Source organism: Pseudomonas orientalis, from assembly GCF_002934065.1.
Taxonomy (GTDB): Bacteria; Pseudomonadota; Gammaproteobacteria; order Pseudomonadales; family Pseudomonadaceae; genus Aquipseudomonas; species Aquipseudomonas orientalis_A.
Genome location: NZ_CP018049.1, coordinates 1 through 18,075 on the forward strand (window position 1 = coordinate 1; position 18,075 = coordinate 18,075).

The 18,075-nt window shown below is 58.8% G+C and carries 15 protein-coding genes; 8 read left to right on the forward strand and 7 right to left on the reverse strand.

The annotated features are described in order from the left end of the window. The first annotated feature begins 38 nt into the window (after positions 1-38). From dnaA to gyrB, 4 genes are read left to right on the forward strand one after another with little or no spacing between them, the layout of a single operon-like run. Entirely contained in the window at positions 39-1,535 is a 1,497-nt protein-coding gene (gene dnaA, locus BOP93_RS00005) for a chromosomal replication initiator protein DnaA (RefSeq protein ID WP_104501126.1), read from the forward strand. A gap of 38 nt (positions 1,536-1,573) precedes the next feature. Then, entirely contained in the window at positions 1,574-2,677 is a 1,104-nt protein-coding gene (gene dnaN, locus BOP93_RS00010; protein ID WP_065886702.1) for a DNA polymerase III subunit beta, read from the forward strand. Positions 2,678-2,697: 20 nt separating this feature from the next. Further along, complete coding sequence (recF, locus tag BOP93_RS00015; RefSeq protein WP_104501127.1) at positions 2,698-3,801, forward strand: DNA replication/repair protein RecF; 1,104 nt, start codon at positions 2,698-2,700, stop codon at positions 3,799-3,801. A 4-nt stretch (positions 3,802-3,805) separates the two neighbouring features. Continuing rightward, on the forward strand, positions 3,806-6,223 hold the full coding sequence (gene gyrB / locus BOP93_RS00020; RefSeq protein WP_104501128.1) for a DNA topoisomerase (ATP-hydrolyzing) subunit B: 2,418 nt from the start codon (positions 3,806-3,808) through the stop codon (positions 6,221-6,223). Positions 6,224-6,327: 104 nt separating this feature from the next. On the opposite strand, the gene BOP93_RS00025 is transcribed toward gyrB, so the two are convergent. After that, positions 6,328-7,050 carry a response regulator transcription factor gene (locus BOP93_RS00025; protein WP_104501129.1) on the reverse strand — a complete coding sequence of 241 codons (723 nt, stop codon included), beginning with the start codon at positions 7,048-7,050 and terminating at the stop codon, positions 6,328-6,330. Between the two features lie 371 nt (positions 7,051-7,421). On the opposite strand from BOP93_RS00025, the gene BOP93_RS00030 reads away from it, so the two are divergent. Continuing rightward, the gene (locus tag BOP93_RS00030) at positions 7,422-9,710 is read left to right on the forward strand and encodes a CHASE2 domain-containing protein (protein ID WP_104505225.1); all 2,289 of its coding nucleotides are present in this window, start codon (positions 7,422-7,424) and stop codon (positions 9,708-9,710) included. A 47-nt stretch (positions 9,711-9,757) separates the two neighbouring features. Beyond that, a complete protein-coding gene (locus tag BOP93_RS00035; protein WP_104501130.1) occupies positions 9,758-10,024 on the forward strand; it encodes a hypothetical protein in 267 nt (88 codons plus the stop codon). Positions 10,025-10,271: 247 nt separating this feature from the next. Here the strand turns inward: BOP93_RS00035 and BOP93_RS00040 are convergent, their stop codons facing one another. The 4 genes from BOP93_RS00040 to glyQ form a co-directional block, all read right to left on the reverse strand. Continuing rightward, a complete protein-coding gene (locus tag BOP93_RS00040; RefSeq protein WP_104501131.1) occupies positions 10,272-11,042 on the reverse strand; it encodes a lysophospholipid acyltransferase family protein in 771 nt (256 codons plus the stop codon). An 82-nt stretch (positions 11,043-11,124) separates the two neighbouring features. After that, entirely contained in the window at positions 11,125-11,667 is a 543-nt protein-coding gene (gmhB, locus tag BOP93_RS00045) for a D-glycero-beta-D-manno-heptose 1,7-bisphosphate 7-phosphatase (RefSeq protein ID WP_333964755.1), read from the reverse strand. Next, positions 11,664-13,718, reverse strand: a complete 2,055-nt coding sequence (gene glyS, locus BOP93_RS00050; protein WP_104501132.1) for a glycine--tRNA ligase subunit beta — start codon at positions 13,716-13,718, stop codon at positions 11,664-11,666. The genes gmhB and glyS overlap by 4 nt, the downstream gene beginning before the upstream one ends. Beyond that, complete coding sequence (glyQ, locus tag BOP93_RS00055) at positions 13,715-14,668, reverse strand: glycine--tRNA ligase subunit alpha (RefSeq protein WP_003187265.1); 954 nt, start codon at positions 14,666-14,668, stop codon at positions 13,715-13,717. Before glyQ ends, glyS begins: the two co-directional genes overlap by 4 nt. A gap of 81 nt (positions 14,669-14,749) precedes the next feature. Here glyQ and BOP93_RS00060 point away from each other — a divergent pair, with 81 nt between their 5' ends. Both BOP93_RS00060 and BOP93_RS00065 read left to right on the forward strand, forming a co-directional pair. Next, positions 14,750-15,307 carry a DNA-3-methyladenine glycosylase I gene (locus BOP93_RS00060; RefSeq protein WP_065895238.1) on the forward strand — a complete coding sequence of 186 codons (558 nt, stop codon included), beginning with the start codon at positions 14,750-14,752 and terminating at the stop codon, positions 15,305-15,307. 40 nt (positions 15,308-15,347) lie between these two features. Then, complete coding sequence (locus BOP93_RS00065; protein ID WP_065895239.1) at positions 15,348-16,235, forward strand: lysophospholipid acyltransferase; 888 nt, start codon at positions 15,348-15,350, stop codon at positions 16,233-16,235. Between the two features lie 135 nt (positions 16,236-16,370). Here BOP93_RS00065 and BOP93_RS00070 read toward each other — a convergent pair whose 3' ends face one another. Together BOP93_RS00070 and trkA are read right to left on the reverse strand one after the other, a co-directional pair. Next, a complete protein-coding gene (locus tag BOP93_RS00070; RefSeq protein WP_065897832.1) occupies positions 16,371-16,682 on the reverse strand; it encodes a tetratricopeptide repeat protein in 312 nt (103 codons plus the stop codon). Positions 16,683-16,700: 18 nt separating this feature from the next. Then, entirely contained in the window at positions 16,701-18,074 is a 1,374-nt protein-coding gene (gene trkA, locus BOP93_RS00075; RefSeq protein ID WP_065886722.1) for a Trk system potassium transporter TrkA, read from the reverse strand. Position 18,075 lies beyond the last annotated feature (1 nt).

The following is an 18,075-nucleotide window of genomic DNA, read 5'->3' on the forward strand; positions in this document are numbered from 1 at the left end:
TGTTTTTGCCTCACCGGCTTTCAACTTAGGGGATATCCGTGTCAGTGGAACTTTGGCAGCAGTGCGTGGAGCTTTTGCGCGATGAGCTGCCTGCCCAGCAATTCAACACCTGGATCCGCCCGCTACAGGTCGAAGCCGAAGGCGACGAGTTGCGTGTCTACGCGCCCAATCGTTTTGTTCTCGACTGGGTCAACGAAAAGTACCTGAGCCGCGTTCTCGAATTGCTCGACGAACACGGCAACGGCATCGCGCCCGTGCTTTCCTTATTAATAGGTAGCAAACGCAGCTCCGCCCCTCGCGCTGCCCCGAATGCGCCATTGGCTGCATCGCAGTCCCAGACTGCACCGGTTGCTGCGACTGTGCCGGCACCCGCCAAATCGTCTGCGCATAAGAATGCTCCGGAGAACGAAGAGCCGTCCCGTGACAGCTTCGATCCCATGGCTGGCGCCAGCTCTCAACAAGCGCCCGTTCGTGCCGAACAGCGCACAGTTCAGGTTGAAGGCGCGCTCAAGCACACCAGCTACCTGAACCGCACCTTTACCTTCGAGAATTTTGTCGAAGGCAAGTCCAACCAGTTGGCCCGTGCGGCTGCCTGGCAAGTGGCCGACAACCCCAAGCACGGTTACAACCCGCTCTTCCTTTATGGCGGCGTCGGCCTGGGTAAAACCCACTTGATGCACGCGGTGGGTAACCACCTGTTGAAGAAGAACCCGAATGCCAAGGTGGTCTACCTGCACTCGGAGCGCTTCGTGGCGGACATGGTCAAGGCCCTGCAACTCAACGCCATCAACGAGTTCAAGCGTTTCTATCGCTCCGTTGATGCGTTGCTGATCGATGACATTCAATTCTTCGCGCGCAAGGAACGTTCCCAGGAAGAATTTTTCCATACGTTCAACGCCCTGCTCGAAGGCGGACAGCAAGTCATCCTCACCAGTGACCGTTATCCAAAAGAAATCGAAGGCCTCGAGGAGCGCCTCAAGTCGCGCTTCGGTTGGGGGCTGACTGTTGCCGTTGAGCCGCCCGAGCTGGAAACCCGCGTCGCGATCCTGATGAAAAAGGCCGACCAGGCCAAGGTCGATCTGCCCCACGACGCCGCTTTCTTTATCGCCCAGCGTATTCGTTCCAACGTGCGTGAACTCGAGGGTGCGCTCAAGCGGGTCATTGCGCACTCGCACTTCATGGGGCGCGACATCACCATCGAGCTGATTCGCGAATCCCTGAAGGACTTGCTGGCGCTTCAGGACAAACTGGTGAGTGTGGATAACATCCAGCGCACCGTTGCCGAGTACTACAAGATCAAGATTTCCGACTTGCTGTCCAAGCGTCGTTCGCGCTCGGTAGCACGCCCGCGTCAGGTGGCCATGGCCCTTTCCAAGGAGCTGACCAACCACAGCCTGCCGGAAATCGGTGATGTGTTCGGCGGTCGCGACCACACTACGGTTTTGCACGCGTGCCGCAAGATCAACGAACTTAAGGAATCCGACGCGGATATTCGCGAGGACTACAAGAACCTGCTGCGTACACTGACTACCTGATGCAACCAGCGCAGCTTATTAAGGCAAGGGACTAGACCATGCATTTCACCATTCAACGCGAAGCCCTGTTGAAACCCCTGCAACTGGTCGCAGGCGTCGTCGAGCGCCGACAGACCTTGCCGGTGCTTTCCAACGTATTACTGGTGGTCGAAGGCCAGCAGTTGTCCCTGACCGGTACCGATCTGGAAGTCGAACTGGTTGGCCGCGTGCAGCTCGAAGAGCCCGCCGAACCTGGCGAGATCACCGTGCCGGCACGCAAGCTGATGGATATCTGCAAGAGCCTGCCGAACGATGCGCTGATCGACATCAAGGTTGATGAATCGAAACTGGTGGTCAAGGCCGGGCGCAGCCGTTTCACCCTCTCCACCTTGCCGGCCAACGATTTCCCGACGGTGGAAGAAGGCCCGGGTTCGCTGACCTGCAGCCTGGAGCAGAGCAAGCTGCGTCGCTTGATCGAGCGCACCAGCTTCGCCATGGCCCAGCAGGACGTGCGCTACTACCTTAATGGCATGCTGCTGGAAGTGTCCGAAGGGATCATTCGCGCGGTCGCCACTGATGGTCACCGCCTGGCAATGTGTTCGATGCGCGCCGATATCGGCCAGCCGGATCGTCACCAGGTCATCGTGCCGCGTAAAGGTATCCTCGAGTTGGCGCGTTTGCTCACTGAGCCGGACGGCAACGTCAGCATCGTACTGGGTCAGCACCACATCCGCGCCACGACCGGCGAATTCACCTTTACGTCCAAGCTGGTAGACGGCAAGTTCCCCGATTACGAGCGGGTGTTGCCCAAGGGCGGTGACAAGCTGGTACTCGGCGACCGCCAGGCCCTGCGTGAAGCGTTCAGCCGTACCGCCATTCTCTCTAACGAGAAGTACCGGGGTATACGCCTGCAACTGGCCAATGGTCAGCTGAAGATCCAAGCGAACAACCCGGAACAGGAAGAAGCTGAAGAAGAAGTGGGCGTCGATTACAACGGCGGCAACCTGGAAATCGGCTTTAACGTGAGCTACCTGTTGGACGTGCTGGGTGTGATGACCACTGAACAGGTTCGCCTGATTCTGTCAGACTCCAACAGCAGTGCGCTGGTACAAGAATCCGATAACGACGACTCGGCGTATGTTGTTATGCCGATGCGTCTGTAATCATGCTCAGCAGAAGCTAGATGTCCCTCAGTCGCGTCTCGGTCACCGCGGTGCGCAATCTGCACCCGGTGACCTTCTCCCCCTCCCCTCGCATTAACATTCTTCACGGCGCCAACGGCAGCGGCAAAACCAGCGTGCTGGAAGCCATCCACTTGCTGGGGCTCGCCCGTTCCTTCCGCAGTGCCCGCCTGTTACCTGTGATTCAATACGAGCAACTGGCATGCACGGTATTTGGCCAGGTTGAATTGGCCGAAGGTGGGCACAGTGCCTTGGGGATATCTCGTGATCGCAGCGGCGAGTTTCAGATTCGCATCGATGGGCAAAATGCACGCAGTGCAGCGCAGCTGGCGGAAATCCTGCCGTTGCAATTGATCAACCCCGACAGTTTCCGCTTGTTGGAAGGCGCACCAAAAATTCGCAGACAATTCCTCGATTGGGGAGTGTTCCACGTGGAACCACGCTTCCTGGCCACGTGGCAGCGCCTGCAGAAGGCCTTGCGGCAGCGGAACTCGTGGCTGCGGCATGGTACACTTGATGCCGCTTCACAAGCGGCCTGGGACCGGGAACTGTGCCTGGCCAGCGACGAAATAGATGAATACCGCCGTGCCTATATCAAAGCCTTGAAACCAGTCTTTGAGCAGACCTTGAGCGAGCTGTTAGAGCTCGAGGGGCTGACGCTGAGTTATTACCGCGGCTGGGACAAGGAACGCGAGCTGAGTGCAGTACTTGCGACCTCCCTGCAGCGTGACCAGCAGATTGGCCACACCCAGGCCGGACCCCAACGCGCTGATTTGCGCCTTAGATTAGGCGCTCACAATGCTGCGGATATCTTGTCCCGCGGCCAGCAGAAGTTGGTGGTGTGTGCATTGCGTATCGCGCAGGGGCACCTGGTAAGCCAGGCCCGACGCGGTCAGTGTATTTATCTGGTGGATGACTTGCCGTCCGAACTCGACGAGCAACACCGCCGCGCGTTATGCCGCTTATTGGAAGACTTACGCTGCCAAGTGTTTATCACCTGTGTAGACCACGAATTATTGAGGGAAGGCTGGCAGACGGAAACGCCAGTCGCTTTGTTCCACGTGGAACAAGGCCGTATCACCCAGACCCACGACCATCGGGAGTGAAGGCATGAGCGAAGAAAACACGTACGACTCGACCAGCATTAAAGTGCTGAAAGGTTTGGATGCCGTACGCAAACGTCCCGGTATGTACATTGGCGACACCGATGATGGTAGCGGTCTGCACCACATGGTGTTCGAGGTGGTCGATAACTCCATCGACGAAGCTCTGGCCGGTCACTGCGACGACATCAGCATTATCATCCACCCGGACGAATCCATTACCGTGCGCGACAACGGCCGCGGTATTCCGGTAGATGTGCATAAAGAAGAAGGCGTCTCGGCGGCAGAGGTCATCATGACCGTGCTCCACGCCGGCGGTAAGTTCGACGACAACTCCTACAAAGTATCCGGTGGCTTGCACGGTGTAGGTGTGTCGGTAGTGAACGCGCTGTCCGAAGAGTTGGTGCTCACCGTACGCCGCAGCGGCAAGATCTGGGAACAGACTTACGTCCACGGTGTGCCACAGGAACCGATGAAAATCGTCGGTGACAGTGAAACCACAGGCACCCAGATCCACTTCAAGCCTTCGGCTGAAACCTTCAAGAACATCCACTTCAGCTGGGACATCCTGGCCAAGCGGATTCGTGAACTGTCGTTCCTCAACTCCGGTGTCGGCATCATCCTCAAGGATGAGCGCAGCGCCAAGGAAGAGTTGTTCAAGTACGAAGGCGGCCTGCGTGCGTTCGTTGAATACCTGAACACCAACAAGACTGCGGTCAACCAGGTGTTCCACTTCAACATCCAGCGTGAAGACGGCATCGGCGTTGAAATCGCCCTGCAGTGGAACGACAGCTTCAACGAGAACCTGTTGTGCTTCACCAACAACATTCCGCAGCGCGATGGCGGTACTCACCTGGTGGGTTTCCGTTCCGCGCTCACGCGTAACCTCAATACCTACATCGAAGCGGAAGGCTTGGCGAAGAAGCACAAAGTCGCCACCACCGGTGATGATGCCCGTGAAGGCCTGACGGCGATCATCTCGGTAAAAGTGCCGGATCCGAAGTTCAGCTCTCAAACCAAAGACAAGCTGGTGTCTTCCGAAGTGAAGACCGCTGTGGAACAGGAGATGGGCAAGTACTTCTCCGACTTCCTGCTGGAGAACCCGAACGAAGCCAAGCTGGTTGTCGGCAAGATGATCGACGCCGCACGTGCTCGTGAAGCGGCGCGTAAAGCCCGTGAAATGACCCGTCGCAAAGGCGCGCTGGACATCGCCGGTCTGCCGGGCAAGTTGGCTGACTGTCAGGAGAAGGACCCTGCCCTCTCCGAACTGTACCTGGTGGAAGGTGACTCTGCTGGCGGTTCCGCCAAGCAGGGTCGTAACCGTCGCACCCAGGCCATCCTGCCGTTGAAGGGCAAGATCCTCAACGTCGAGAAAGCGCGCTTCGACAAGATGATTTCCTCCCAGGAAGTCGGCACCTTGATTACGGCACTCGGCTGCGGCATCGGCCGTGACGAGTACAACATCGACAAGCTGCGCTACCACAACATCATCATCATGACCGATGCTGACGTCGACGGTTCGCACATCCGCACCCTGCTGCTGACCTTCTTTTTCCGGCAGTTGCCTGAGCTGATCGAACGCGGCTACATCTACATTGCCCAGCCGCCGTTGTACAAAGTGAAGAAGGGCAAGCAAGAGCAATACATCAAAGACGACGACGCCATGGAAGAGTACATGACGCAGTCGGCCCTGGAAGATGCCAGCCTGCACTTGAACGACGAAGCCCCAGGTATTTCCGGGGAGGCGCTGGAGCGCTTGGTTAATGACTTCCGCATGGTGATGAAGACGCTCAAGCGCTTGTCGCGCCTGTACCCTCAGGAGCTGACCGAGCACTTCATCTATCTGCCATCTGTCAGCCTCGAACAGCTGGGCGATCATGCGCACATGCAGAACTGGCTTGCACAGTATGAAGTTCGCCTGCGTACTTCGGAAAAATCTGGCTTGGTCTACAAGGCCAGCCTGCGCGAAGACCGTGAACGTAACGTATGGCTGCCGGAGGTTGAACTGATCTCCCACGGCCTGTCGAATTACGTTACGTTCAACCGCGACTTCTTTGGCAGCAACGACTACAAGACGGTCGTTACGCTCGGCGCGCAACTGAGCACCCTGCTGGATGACGGCGCTTACATTCAGCGTGGCGAACGCAAGAAGCAGGTCAAAGAGTTCAAGGAAGCCCTGGACTGGTTGATGGCTGAAAGTACCAAGCGTCACACCATCCAGCGGTACAAAGGTTTGGGCGAAATGAACCCGGATCAGCTATGGGAAACCACCATGGACCCGGCTCAGCGTCGCATGCTGCGCGTGACCATCGAGGATGCCATTGGCGCAGACCAGATCTTCAACACTCTGATGGGTGATGCGGTCGAACCTCGCCGTGACTTCATCGAAAGCAATGCCCTGGCGGTTTCGAACCTGGATTTCTGATCAGGTAGCTGGGAAAAACAAAAAGGCCAACGCTTAGCGTTGGCCTTTTTTGTGGGCGTTTGTCCTGCACGAAAAAAATGCTCCACGTGGAACATCATGTTTTTTCAGCTTTCAGCCGACGTTGCCACGCTCTCTAGTCGGTATCCGTACCCATAAATAGTCAGCAGCTGCCAGCCTCTATCGGCCGTCAATCCCAGCTTGTTACGCAAACGGTAGATATGCGTATCCAAAGGTCGGGACGAAACCATTTCTTCATGGGTCCAGAATCGCTCATACAAATACTCGCGAGAAAGCGGCCGCGCCAGGTTGGCAAACAGGCAACTGGCCAAGCGGTATTCCCGTTCAGTGAGGTTGATCGGTTTACCGGCACGGGTGACGGTCAGCTCGGCATCATCGAATGTCAGGTCGTTGAAACATTGGATTTCATTACCCGCGGACTTTTGCAGCCCATGTCGACGCAGGACAGCGGCCACGCGGGCCTTGAGTTCGTTAGGTCGGAAAGGTTTGCTGACGTAATCGTCTGCTCCGCTGTTGAGTGCCGTGACAATATCGCTCTCAGCATCGCGGCTGGTCAGCATGATCACGGCCGGTGGTGATTCCATGTGCTCGCGAGTCCAGCGCAGTAACGCGATTCCACTGATATCCGGAAGTTGCCAGTCGAGTATCAGCAGGTCGAAGGTTTCACGGCGCAGTTGGCGCAGCAGGTCTTCACCGCGCTCAAAGCAATGCAGGGACCAGGGCTGTTCCGATGTGCCGGGAATCTGTCGCAGTGTCTGTTCCACCCGTCTCAATTCGGCGGGTTCATCGTCCAGTATTGCGACGCGCATGAATGGGTCCTTCCTGCAAAGATACGGCAGCTCACTCAGAGGCTACTTGTGCGAATACCCGCCTCTGAATCTGAATAATTATGGTCGGATACAACGAATTTCCAATCTGCGGATACGCTGATATCAAAGCACGGTAACCCATCGACGAAAGTCTTCGGCGCCCAGAGAGAAAGATACCGGCTCCCGGCTATGAGGAAAAGGATCGATGTACGGTATGGTGATTACTTGATACTCCAATACCACAGAAATTAGCTTCACCGGTTTCAGCACCCCTGCTGCGCTTGAGCGTAACCACCTGGAGGGAGACCGGGGCTTATGACTTTTTCACCTGATGATCGTCGATGCCCTGGCGTGCCTGCGGCGGTGGCCCTGTGAAACTTTGGGGCAAGGCCGAAAAACGCCAACCCACGCGAGCGCAACTGCTGTTTCACGGGCTGGTGCGGGAGTGGTTGTTGATCGGCCTGGTATTGCTGCCCCTCACTGGATACTTGTCCTTGAGCCCGGGCCTGGCCCTCAATAACCCGCTCTATGACAGCCTGCGCCGGTTAACTCCGTTGCCGGTAGACCCGCGCATTGTGTTGGTGACCATTGACGCGCCAAGCCTGGAAGAACTTGGCCCATGGCCTTGGCCGCGCAATGTGCATGCGGACCTGATCGAGCGCCTCAGTGCCGCGCAGCCGGCGGGCATCCTGTTCAATGTGCTTTTCAGTGAGTCTGGCGAAGGTGTGGGTGATCAACGATTGGCCAACGCCGTGTGCAAGGCGGGAAATGTATTGCTGCCCATCGTGATAGATAGCAGCGCCCGGTCCGGGCAGACGGGGAAGCCATTGTCGCCCTTGCTCAGGTGCGCGAAAGGCATCGGGCATATTAATGTCGAATCGGATAACGATGGTGTCGTGCGCAGTCTGTATTTGCGTGAGGGCCCGCCGGAAAACGCGCTCCCACAGCTGGCCTGGCTGGCATTCACGTTGAATGGGCAAATATCAGGGATGCCCGGCATGCCTCAAGAGCCCGGTAATCAACAGTGGCATCAGGAGTATCAAGTTCGCGTTCCTTTCACCTCTGCGGATGACCGCTTCCCAAGCGTTTCCTATGTCAGCGTACTGCGTGGCGAGGTATCTCCAGAATGGCTGCGCGGTCGACTGATTCTGGTTGGCGCCACAGCTTACGGGATGGGCGAAAATTTCGTTACGCCGCTTTCCTCGACTCGCTCGACAGCGGGTGTGGAGATCCAGGCCAATGTGCTCAATGGCTTGCTGCAAGGGCGCAGTATTGTCGATTTTCCTGGTTGGTTGGCGGCGCTGATGGCGACTTTCCTGGTTGCACTATTGCTGGGCCTGCTGCTGTATCGCCCGCGTTACGCACTATGGATGACCCTGGGCGGCATGGCCACCTCGATACTCGGTTCGTGGGTGCTGCTGAGCCTGGGGCACTGGTGGTCCCCTGCGGCCTGCCTGATTGGTTTGCTGCTCAGCTACCTGATCTGGAACTGGCGACGTCTGAGTGTGATTCTCGCCTACTTCGGCTGGGAACTCGCCCGCCTGGATAACGAACCCAAAGTCTTGCCAGAGCGGCGTCGTGCGCCTGCCAGCAAGGGCGATGTGCTGCAAGGACGGATCTTTGCCCTCGAGCAGGCGGTCAGTCGCACGCGCGATACACGACGCTTTATGGCGGATGGACTGGAATGCCTGCCGGTCGCGACGCTGATTACCGACCCCCGAGGCAGCATTCTGTTGGCCAATCGCGTTGCTCGTGAGGTATTTGCCAATGACCTGGTGCGCGAAAACCTCCTCGAACAGCTCGCCGACCTCGGTTACCCGCCGCTGCATAATGGCGTGCGCCCTGCCCTGTCCGAACTGGAGCTGGTCGAGTTTCGCGATATCCACCAGCGCAGCTTGCGTATGGAGCTTGCGCCCCTGCTGCCGGCTGAAGGTGACATCGCCCTTGGTTGGCTGCTGAGCCTCACGGATTTAAGCAAGGAACGCGAAGCCCAACAGCATCGCGAAACCATGCTGCGCTTCCTCTCCCATGACCTGCGTGCGCCGCATTCGGCAATCCTCGCCCTGTTGGATCTGCATGAGAGTGAATCGCCCGTGTTCGGCCAGATCGAACAACAGGTCCGCCGTGCGTTGAGCCTCACCGAGTCCTTTGTGCAACTGGCGAAAGCGGAGGCTGATGGTTACCACTTCCAACCTACCCTGTTTGCCATGCTGGTGATGGACGCTTTCGATCAAGTCGCGGTTATCGCCCAGCTCAAGGGTATCCACCTGGTTCACGATCTGGATGAAGCGGATGAAGGCATGGTGAACGCCGATCAATCGCTGCTCACCCGAGCGTTATTCAATGTGCTGGAAAATGCCATCAAGTATTCATCCTCGGGTACCACCGTCAGATTGAGGCACAGCACTGTAGAGGGCTGGTTGGAATGTCGTATCAGTGACCAAGGGCCGGGAATTGCTGCGGCGGACCTGCCCGAACTGTTCAGCCAGTATCGGCGTTTTGAGTCTGCGCAGGGCAGCGAGGGTTTGGGACTGGGACTGAGCATGGTCAAAGCGGTCGTAGAGCGTCACAAGGGCCACATTGGTTGCGAGAGCGTTGTAGGAAAAGGCACCACCTTTACCTTGCAACTGCCGTTATTGGAAGATCCCTTCGGGAACTGAAGTGCAGATTTCTCCACTTATGAGGTCTGACAACCTGGAGCTTTTCCATGAAAGAAATAAACCCGCAATTTAACTTTCCAACTAGTGGCCCTTCAATCAACAGTGATCCTCAACCGGCATCGAAAACCACGATAAAAAATGTAGATGAAGCCCGCGGATACGTAGCGGCGTTAGGACTTCGCTACCAGGATCAGTTCTCGTCTGCATCAGCTGGCCTTGCGGAAAAAATGGGCAAGGGGCAACTTGATGAAGACAGCTATCTGCTGCTGACGAGCGCTATGGTTGATGCCAGCCGGGTGGCACTGGCGAGGTAGACGATAGTCAGTACGCGCCGACGCCAGACGTCTAAAAAAATGCCCCACATCACTGATGCGGGGCATTTTTTTAAAAGATGTAGCGCCATTCCGAGAAAGGTGCCTGTAACAGGCAACGCTGTGACAGAAAAACTTATGCACTTTTTACGTGATTTTATGAGTTTGGGAAATATGCAATGAAATCAGCTTCTTGTGACCATAAAAGCGCCACTCGACGGAAAATCATACACAGGTTATCCACAGTTCATTAGATCACTGGTGTATCGATCACCACCGGCTCCGGCGGCAATGAGCCCATGGCCCGTTGCTGCGCTTCATTCCATGCCGCAGCGCGGTCATTCAACGCGGCAATCGCGCGTGGGCCTTCGCCTTCTGCGTACATGGGTTCGCCGATCACCACGGTAATGGTGCCTGCGCGTTTGGCCCAGCCGGTCTTGGGCCAGAACTTGCCGGCGTTATGGGCAATCGGCAACACCGGCAGGTGGGCGTTGACCGCCAATGCAGTGCCGCCTCGCGAGAATTTGCCTACGGTGCCATAAGGCACACGCGTACCTTCGGGAAAGATCAGCACCCAAACGCCATCCTTGAGCAACTCGTCGCCCTTCTTGGCGACATGCTTGAGCGCCGCCTTGGGATTATCACGGTCGATCGCAATCGGACGCAGCATCGCCATGGCCCAGCCAAAGAACGGTACATACAGCAGTTCACGCTTGAGCACCTGGCTCAGGGGTGAAAAGTACGCCGAGAGGAAGAATGTTTCCCAGGTGCTCTGATGGTTCGACAGAATCACGCAGGGCTGCTCCGGGACGTTTTCCGCGCCCTTGATCTCGAAGCGGATGCCCAGGAACACCTTGGACAGCCACAGCGCACAGCGGCACCAATACACATTGATAAAGCGATAGCGCGCCTTGAACGGCAGGAAAGGTGCAATAAAAAAGCTCAGGGTGCACCAGAGAAACGAACTGGTGCCCAGCAGCAGGTAAAAGAAAAAGGTTCTGATGGCCTGCAAGATCGACATGGCGGCATTTACCGTTGCGGGACACGGCCCGCCTGTTAAAAGCGCACTCCCGAACAATCCCTGGTCAGGAAGTCGAGGGCGGCTAGTTGTTGATAAGTTCTGCGGCAACCGCCGCCAGATCGTCAAAAATCAAAGTGCCTACCGGCAGGTTTTTCGCCTGGGTCTTTTCGCCTTTCCCGGTCTTTACCAAAACTGGCTGAGAGTCGACGGCTTTGGCCGCCTCCAGGTCACCGAGACTGTCCCCGACGAACCATATCCCAGCCAAGGGCACCTTGTAATGTTCTGCAATAGTTTTCAGCATGCCAGGCTTGGGTTTGCGGCAAGCGCAGCCCTCATCCGGCCCGTGGGGGCAGTAAACCACCAGCCCCACCTCACCGCCCTGCTCGGCCACCAGCTTGCGCAAGCGCGCGTGCATGGCGTCCAGGGTGGAGATGTCGTAATAACCGCGGGCGATGCCGGACTGGTTAGTGGCGATGGCCACTGTCCAGCCGGCTTTGCTCAACTGCGCGATGGCCTCGATCGAACCGGGCAGTGGAATCCATTCCTCCACCGACTTGATGTAAGCGTCGGAGTCGTAATTGATCACCCCGTCCCGATCGAGAATCAGCAGTTTCAACATGATCAGCCCAGTACGGAAATGTCGGCGATATTGATGAACAGGCCACGCAGACGCGCGAGCATGGCGTAGCGGTTTTTCCGCACGCCCGCATCGTCGGCATTGATCATCACCGCTTCGAAGAACGCATCCACCGGCTCACGCAGCGACGCCAGGCGCGCCAGCGCTTCAGCGTAGTTACGCTCGGCGATCAGCGGCTTGACGGCGTTCTCGGCCTTGACGATGGCCGAGTTCAGCGAGAACTCCTTGGCATCGGCAAACAGGCTTGGGTCCACGTCGGCAGTGCCCAGGTTGTCGGCCTTGCTCAGCAGGTTCGATACGCGTTTGTTCACAGCGGCCAGGGCATCGGCTTCCGGCAACTTGCGGAACGCCTGTACGGCCTGTACGCGTTGATCGAAGTCCAGCGCCGAACCCGGCTGCAGGGTACGCACCGACAGGTAGACGGAAACGTCCACGCCTTCGTCTTCGTAACGCGCACGCAGGCGGTCGAACACGAACTCCAGCACTTGCTCGGCCAGGCCCGCTTGCTTGACCTTGGCACCGAACTGGCCGACGGCAAACACCACGGCCTGGGTCAGGTCGAGGTCCAGCTGCTTGTCGATCAGGATACGCAGCACGCCCAGGGCTGCACGGCGCAGCGCATACGGGTCCTTGCTGCCGGTGGGCAGCATGCCGATACCGAAGATGCCCACCAGCGTGTCCAGCTTGTCGGCGATGGCCACGGCCGCACCGGTCAGGGTGCTCGGCAGCTCGGCACCGGCACCCCGTGGCATGTACTGCTCATTCAGCGCCAGCGCCACATCGTCCGGTTCGCCGTCGTTGACGGCGTAGTAGTAACCGGCCACGCCCTGCATCTCAGGGAACTCGCCGACCATCTCGGTGGCCAGGTCGCACTTGGACAGCAGGCCAGCGCGTGCGGCCCAGGCGGCGTCGCCACCAATGCGTGGCGCGATGTAGGCCGCCAGCTTGGAAACGCGCACGGCCTTGTCGTAGACGCTGCCGAGTTTTTCCTGGAAGACCACGTTTTGCAGGCGCAGGTTGAAGTCTTCGAGCTTCTGCTTCTTGTCCTGCTTGAAGAAGAACTCGGCGTCGGTCAGGCGCGGGCGCACGACTTTCTCGTTACCGGCGATGATCTGTTGCGGGTCCGTGCTTTCGATGTTGGCCACGGTGATGAAGCGCGGCAGCAACTTGCCGTCCGCGTCCAGCAGGCAGAAGTATTTCTGGTTGTCCTGCATGGTGGTGATCAGCGCTTCCTGCGGTACATCGAGGAAGCGTTCTTCGAACGAGCACACCAGCGGCACCGGCCATTCAACCAGGGCGGTCACTTCGTCGAGCAGGCCTGGCGGCACGATGGCGGTGCCTTCCTGCAGGCGGGCCAGTTCTTCGGTGCGCTTGCTGATCAGCTCGCGACGCTCATTGGCATCGGCCAGCACGTAGGCGGCGCGCAGGTCATTGACGTAGTTGGCCGGCGCGGTGATGCGCACGCTCTCGGGATGGTGGAAGCGGTGACCACGGGAATCACGGCCTGCCTTCTGGGCGAGAATGGTGCAATCGATGACCTGGTCACCGAGCAGCATCACCAGCCATTGGGTTGGGCGTACGAATTCTTCCTTGCGCGCACCCCAGCGCATGCGCTTGGGGATCGGCAGGTCGTTCAGGGAGTCTTCCACGATGGTCGGCAACAGGCTGGCCGTCGGCTTGCCGGTGATGACCTGGCTGAAGCGCAGTTTCGGGCCGCTCTGGTCAATCTCGCTCAGCTCGACGCCGCACTTCTTGGCGAAGCCCAGTGCCGCCTGAGTCGGATTGCCTTCGGCGTCGAATGCGGCCTGGCGCGGCGGGCCGTCGAGGTTGATGTTGCGGTCCGGCTGCTGGGTTTCCAGCGCGGTCAGCAACACCGCCAGGCGACGTGGCGCGGCGTAGACTTTTTTTGCAGCGAATTTCAGGCCGGCAGTGTGCAGGCCTTTTTCGATACCGGCCAGGAATGCATCGGCCAGGGTGTTGAGTGCCTTGGGTGGCAGCTCTTCGGTGCCCAGTTCAACCAGGAAATCTTGAGCACTCATTGTGCAGCCTCCAGCTTAGCCAACACTTCATCACGCAAATCCGGGGTTGCCATCGGGAAGCCCAGCTTGGCACGTGCCAGCAGATAGGCTTGGGCGACGGAACGCGCCAGGGTACGTACACGCAGGATGTATTGCTGGCGCGCGGTCACCGAGATGGCACGGCGCGCGTCCAGCAGGTTGAAGGTATGGGAAGCCTTCAACACCATTTCATAGCTCGGCAACGGCAGCGGCTGGTCGAGTTCGATCAGGCGCTTGGCTTCGCTTTCATAGAAGTCGAACAGTTCGAACAGCTTGTCGACGTTGGCGTGTTCGAAGTTGTAGGTGGACTGCTCCACTTCGTTCTGGTGGAACACGTCGCCGTAGGTGACTTTGCCGAACGGGCCGTCAGCCCACACCAGGTCGTAGACCGAATCCACGCCTTGCAGGTACATGGCCAGGCGCTCGAGACCGTAGGTGATTTCGCCGGTCACCGGGTAGCACTCGATGCCGCCCGCCTGCTGGAAGTAAGTGAATTGGGTCACTTCCATGCCATTGAGCCAGACTTCCCAGCCCAGGCCCCAGGCGCCCAGGGTCGGCGATTCCCAGTTGTCTTCGACGAAACGGATGTCGTGGACCAGCGGGTCCAGGCCGACATGTTTCAGCGAGCCCAGGTACAGTTCCTGGAAGTTGTCCGGGTTGGGCTTCAACACCACCTGGAACTGGTAGTAATGCTGCAGACGGTTCGGGTTTTCGCCGTAGCGGCCGTCAGTCGGGCGACGACTGGGCTGCACATAAGCGGCGTTCCAGGTCTCCGGGCCGATGGCCCGCAGGAAGGTAGCGGTGTGGAAAGTGCCGGCGCCTACTTCCATATCGTAGGGCTGAAGTACCACACAACCTTGCTCGGCCCAGTATTGCTGGAGGGCGAGGATCAAGTCTTGGAAGGTACGCACGGCTGGCGTAGGCTGGCTCACGAAATTCACCTGTTACTTGGGCTGCGATTTAAAGAGCGGGAGTATACCCGATTCGGCCCCGCCACCACTCCCTGGAGCCTTATGCCACGCTGCTTTTGGTGTTCTGAAGATCCGCTGTACATGGCTTATCACGATCAAGAGTGGGGAACGCCGCTGCGCGATGCGCAGGGACTGTTCGAGTTGCTTTTGCTCGAAGGGTTCCAGGCGGGCTTGTCCTGGATCACCGTTTTACGCAAACGCGAGCATTATCGGAAGGTGCTGTTCGGCTTTGATGCGCAGCGTCTGGCCAGGCTGACCGACGCTGAAATCGAAGCGCTGATGCAGGACCCGGGCATCGTGCGCAATCGCCTGAAGCTCAACGCCACACGCCGCAACGCCGCGGCCTGGCTGGCGCTGGAAGACCCGGTGGGGTTGCTCTGGTCGTTTGTCGGCGGCAAGCCTAAGGTCAATCATTTCAAAGACCGCAGCGACGTCCCGGCGATTACACCCGAAGCCCAAGCTATGAGCAAAGCCTTGAAGAAAGCCGGCTTCACCTTTGTCGGGCCGACCATCTGCTACGCGTTCATGCAGGCCTCGGGCATGGTCATGGACCACACCCAGGACTGCGACCGTTACGCGGACCTGGTCAACGCCGGTTAGAATGCGCGCTTTGCGTACTACACACGATCAGGAGTGACCTGTGGAAAAGTTTAAAGGTGCCTTGCTGGTAGGCGCCCTTCGGTTGTTTGCCCTGCTGCCCTGGCGCGCCGTACAGGCCGTCGGTACGGGCATCGGCTGGATCATGTGGAAAACCCCCAATCGCTCCCGCGAGACAGTGCGGATCAACCTGTCCAAGTGTTTCCCGGACATGGACCCGGCCGAACGCGAGCGCCTGGTGGGCCGCAGCCTGATGGACATCGGCAAGTCCCTGACCGAAAGCGCCTGCGCCTGGATCTGGCCGGCCCAGCGTTCCATCGACCTGGTGCGCGAAGTCGAAGGCCTGCACGTGCTGCACGATGCGCTGGCCTCGGGTAAAGGCGTGGTGGGCATCACCAGTCACCTGGGCAACTGGGAAGTGCTGAATCATTTTTATTGCAGCCAGTGCAAACCGATCATTTTCTATCGCCCGCCCAAGCTCAAGGCTGTTGACGACTTGTTGCGCAAGCAACGCGTGCAACTGGGCAACCGCGTGGCCGCTTCCACCAAGGAAGGCATCCTGAGCGTGATCAAGGAAGTGCGCAAAGGCGGCCAGGTGGGTATCCCTGCCGACCCCGAGCCGGCTGAATCCGCCGGCATCTTCGTACCGTTCTTCGCCACCCAGGCGCTGACCAGCAAGTTCGTGCCGAACATGCTCGCCGGCCACAAGGCGGTGGGCGTGTTCCTGCATGCACTGCGCCTGCCGGACGGCTCGGGCTACAAGGTGATCCTGGAAGCGGCTCCGGAAGACATGTACAGCACCGACACCGCCACGTCCTGCGCGGCGATGAGCAAGGTGGTGGAGCGGTATGTCGGCGCCTACCCGAGCCAGTACATGTGGAGCATGAAACGCTTCAAGAAACGCCCGCCGGGTGAGGCGCGGTGGTACTGATTCACACCTGACTCAAGATCGCCACAGAACCCAATGTGGGAGGGGGCTTGCCCCCGATAGCGGTGGTTCAGTCAACCATGTATTGGCTGACACACTGCTCTCGGGGGCAAGCCCCCTCCCACATTTGGATTCCGCTCAGGCCAGGCGGTCGAGTTTCTTCAGGAATACCGTCATTTCTTTTTCGGCCTGTTTGTCGCCATGGGCCTGGGCCGCTTCGATGCCCTTCTCCCACGCCTGGCGAGCGGCCACGCTATCCCCCAGCCCTTGCTGCGCCTTGCCCAGCAACTTCCACGCCGCCGAATATTTCGGATCGAACTCGACGCAGCGCTGCAAATGCTCCGCCGCCTTGGCGTTGTCCTTCAGATCCAGATAACCCTTGCCCAAGCCAAACCGCAGCAGCGAATTATCCACACCCTTGGCGAGCATTTTCTCCAGGGATTCGAGCATGTCGTCCACTCCGTCAGATCAGAAAAAGCTCAAGCCCACGTGGAACAGCTTCTCCACATCGCGGATATGTTTCTTGTCCACCAGGAACAGGATCACATGGTCACCGGTGGCGATCACCGTATCGTCGTGGGCAATGATCACTTCTTCATCGCGAATGATTGCGCCAATGGTGGTGCCCGGCGGCAAGCCGATATCGCGGATGGCCCTGCCGATGACCTTGCTCGATTTGGAGTCGCCATGGGCAATCGCCTCGATAGCCTCCGCCGCGCCACGGCGCAGTGAGTGCACACTGACGATGTCGCCACGGCGCACGTGAGCGAGCAAGGTGCCGATGGTTGCCAATTGCGGGCTGATAGCGATGTCGATATCGCCGCCCTGGATCAGGTCGACATAAGCCGGGTTGTTGATGATGGTCATCACTTTCTTCGCCCCCAGCCGCTTGGCCAGCAGCGAGGACATGATGTTGGCCTCGTCGTCGTTGGTCAGCGCCAGGAAGATATCGGCGTCGGCGATGTTTTCTTCCATCAGCAGGTCGCGGTCCGAGGCACTGCCCTGCAACACCACGGTGCTGTCGAGCGTGTCGGACAAATGCCGGCAGCGCGTGGGGCTCATCTCGATGATCTTCACCTGGTAGCGGCTTTCGATGGCCTCCGCCAAGCGCTCACCGATCTGCCCGCCGCCGGCGATGACGATGCGTTTATAGGTCTCGTCGAGCCGGCGCATCTCGCTCATCACCGCACGAATATTCGCTTTGGCCGCGATGAAAAACACCTCGTCATCGGCTTCGATCACCGTGTCGCCCTGGGGCAGGATCGGCCGGTCACGCCGAAAAATCGCGGCGACGCGGGTTTCCACATTCGGCATGTGTTCGCGCAATTGACGCAATTGCTGACCCACCAGCGGCCCGCCGTAGTAGGCCTTTACCGCGACCAGTTGCGCCTTGCCCCCGGCGAAGTCGATCACCTGCAAGGCACCCGGAATTTCGATCAGGCGCTTGATGTAGTGCGTGACCACCTGTTCCGGACTGATCAGCACATCCACCGGAATGGCATCGTTGTCGAACAGGCCGGCGCGGGTCAGGTAGGCGGCTTCGCGCACACGGGCGATCTTGGTCGGGGTGTGGAACAGCGTGTGGGCGACCTGGCAGGCGACCATGTTGGTCTCGTCGCTGTTGGTGACCGCGACGAGCATGTCGGCATCGTCGGCGCCGGCTTGACGCAGCACGGTGGGGAACGACGCACGGCCCTGCACCGTGCGGATGTCCAGGCGGTCGCCCAGATTGCGCAGGCGCTCGGCGTCGGTGTCGACCACGGTGATGTCGTTGGCTTCGCTGGCCAAATGCTCAGCCAGCGTGCCGCCCACCTGCCCTGCCCCGAGGATGATGATTTTCATC

Excerpts from the sequence above, each read along its gene's own strand:
- BOP93_RS00070 (WP_065897832.1), bottom strand. The coding sequence starts at position 16,682 with ATGCTCGAATCCCTGGAGAAAATGCTCGCCAAGGGTGTGGATAATTCG.
- BOP93_RS00035 (WP_104501130.1), top strand. The coding sequence starts at position 9,758 with ATGAAAGAAATAAACCCGCAATTTAACTTTCCAACTAGTGGCCCTTCA.
- BOP93_RS00060 (WP_065895238.1), top strand. The coding sequence starts at position 14,750 with ATGCCACGCTGCTTTTGGTGTTCTGAAGATCCGCTGTACATGGCTTAT.
- BOP93_RS00025 (WP_104501129.1), bottom strand. The coding sequence starts at position 7,050 with ATGCGCGTCGCAATACTGGACGATGAACCCGCCGAATTGAGACGGGTG.
- trkA (WP_065886722.1), bottom strand. The coding sequence starts at position 18,074 with ATGAAAATCATCATCCTCGGGGCAGGGCAGGTGGGCGGCACGCTGGCT.
- dnaN (WP_065886702.1), top strand. The coding sequence starts at position 1,574 with ATGCATTTCACCATTCAACGCGAAGCCCTGTTGAAACCCCTGCAACTG.
- glyS (WP_104501132.1), bottom strand. The coding sequence starts at position 13,718 with ATGAGTGCTCAAGATTTCCTGGTTGAACTGGGCACCGAAGAGCTGCCA.
- gyrB (WP_104501128.1), top strand. The coding sequence starts at position 3,806 with ATGAGCGAAGAAAACACGTACGACTCGACCAGCATTAAAGTGCTGAAA.
- recF (WP_104501127.1), top strand. The coding sequence starts at position 2,698 with ATGTCCCTCAGTCGCGTCTCGGTCACCGCGGTGCGCAATCTGCACCCG.
- BOP93_RS00040 (WP_104501131.1), bottom strand. The coding sequence starts at position 11,042 with ATGTCGATCTTGCAGGCCATCAGAACCTTTTTCTTTTACCTGCTGCTG.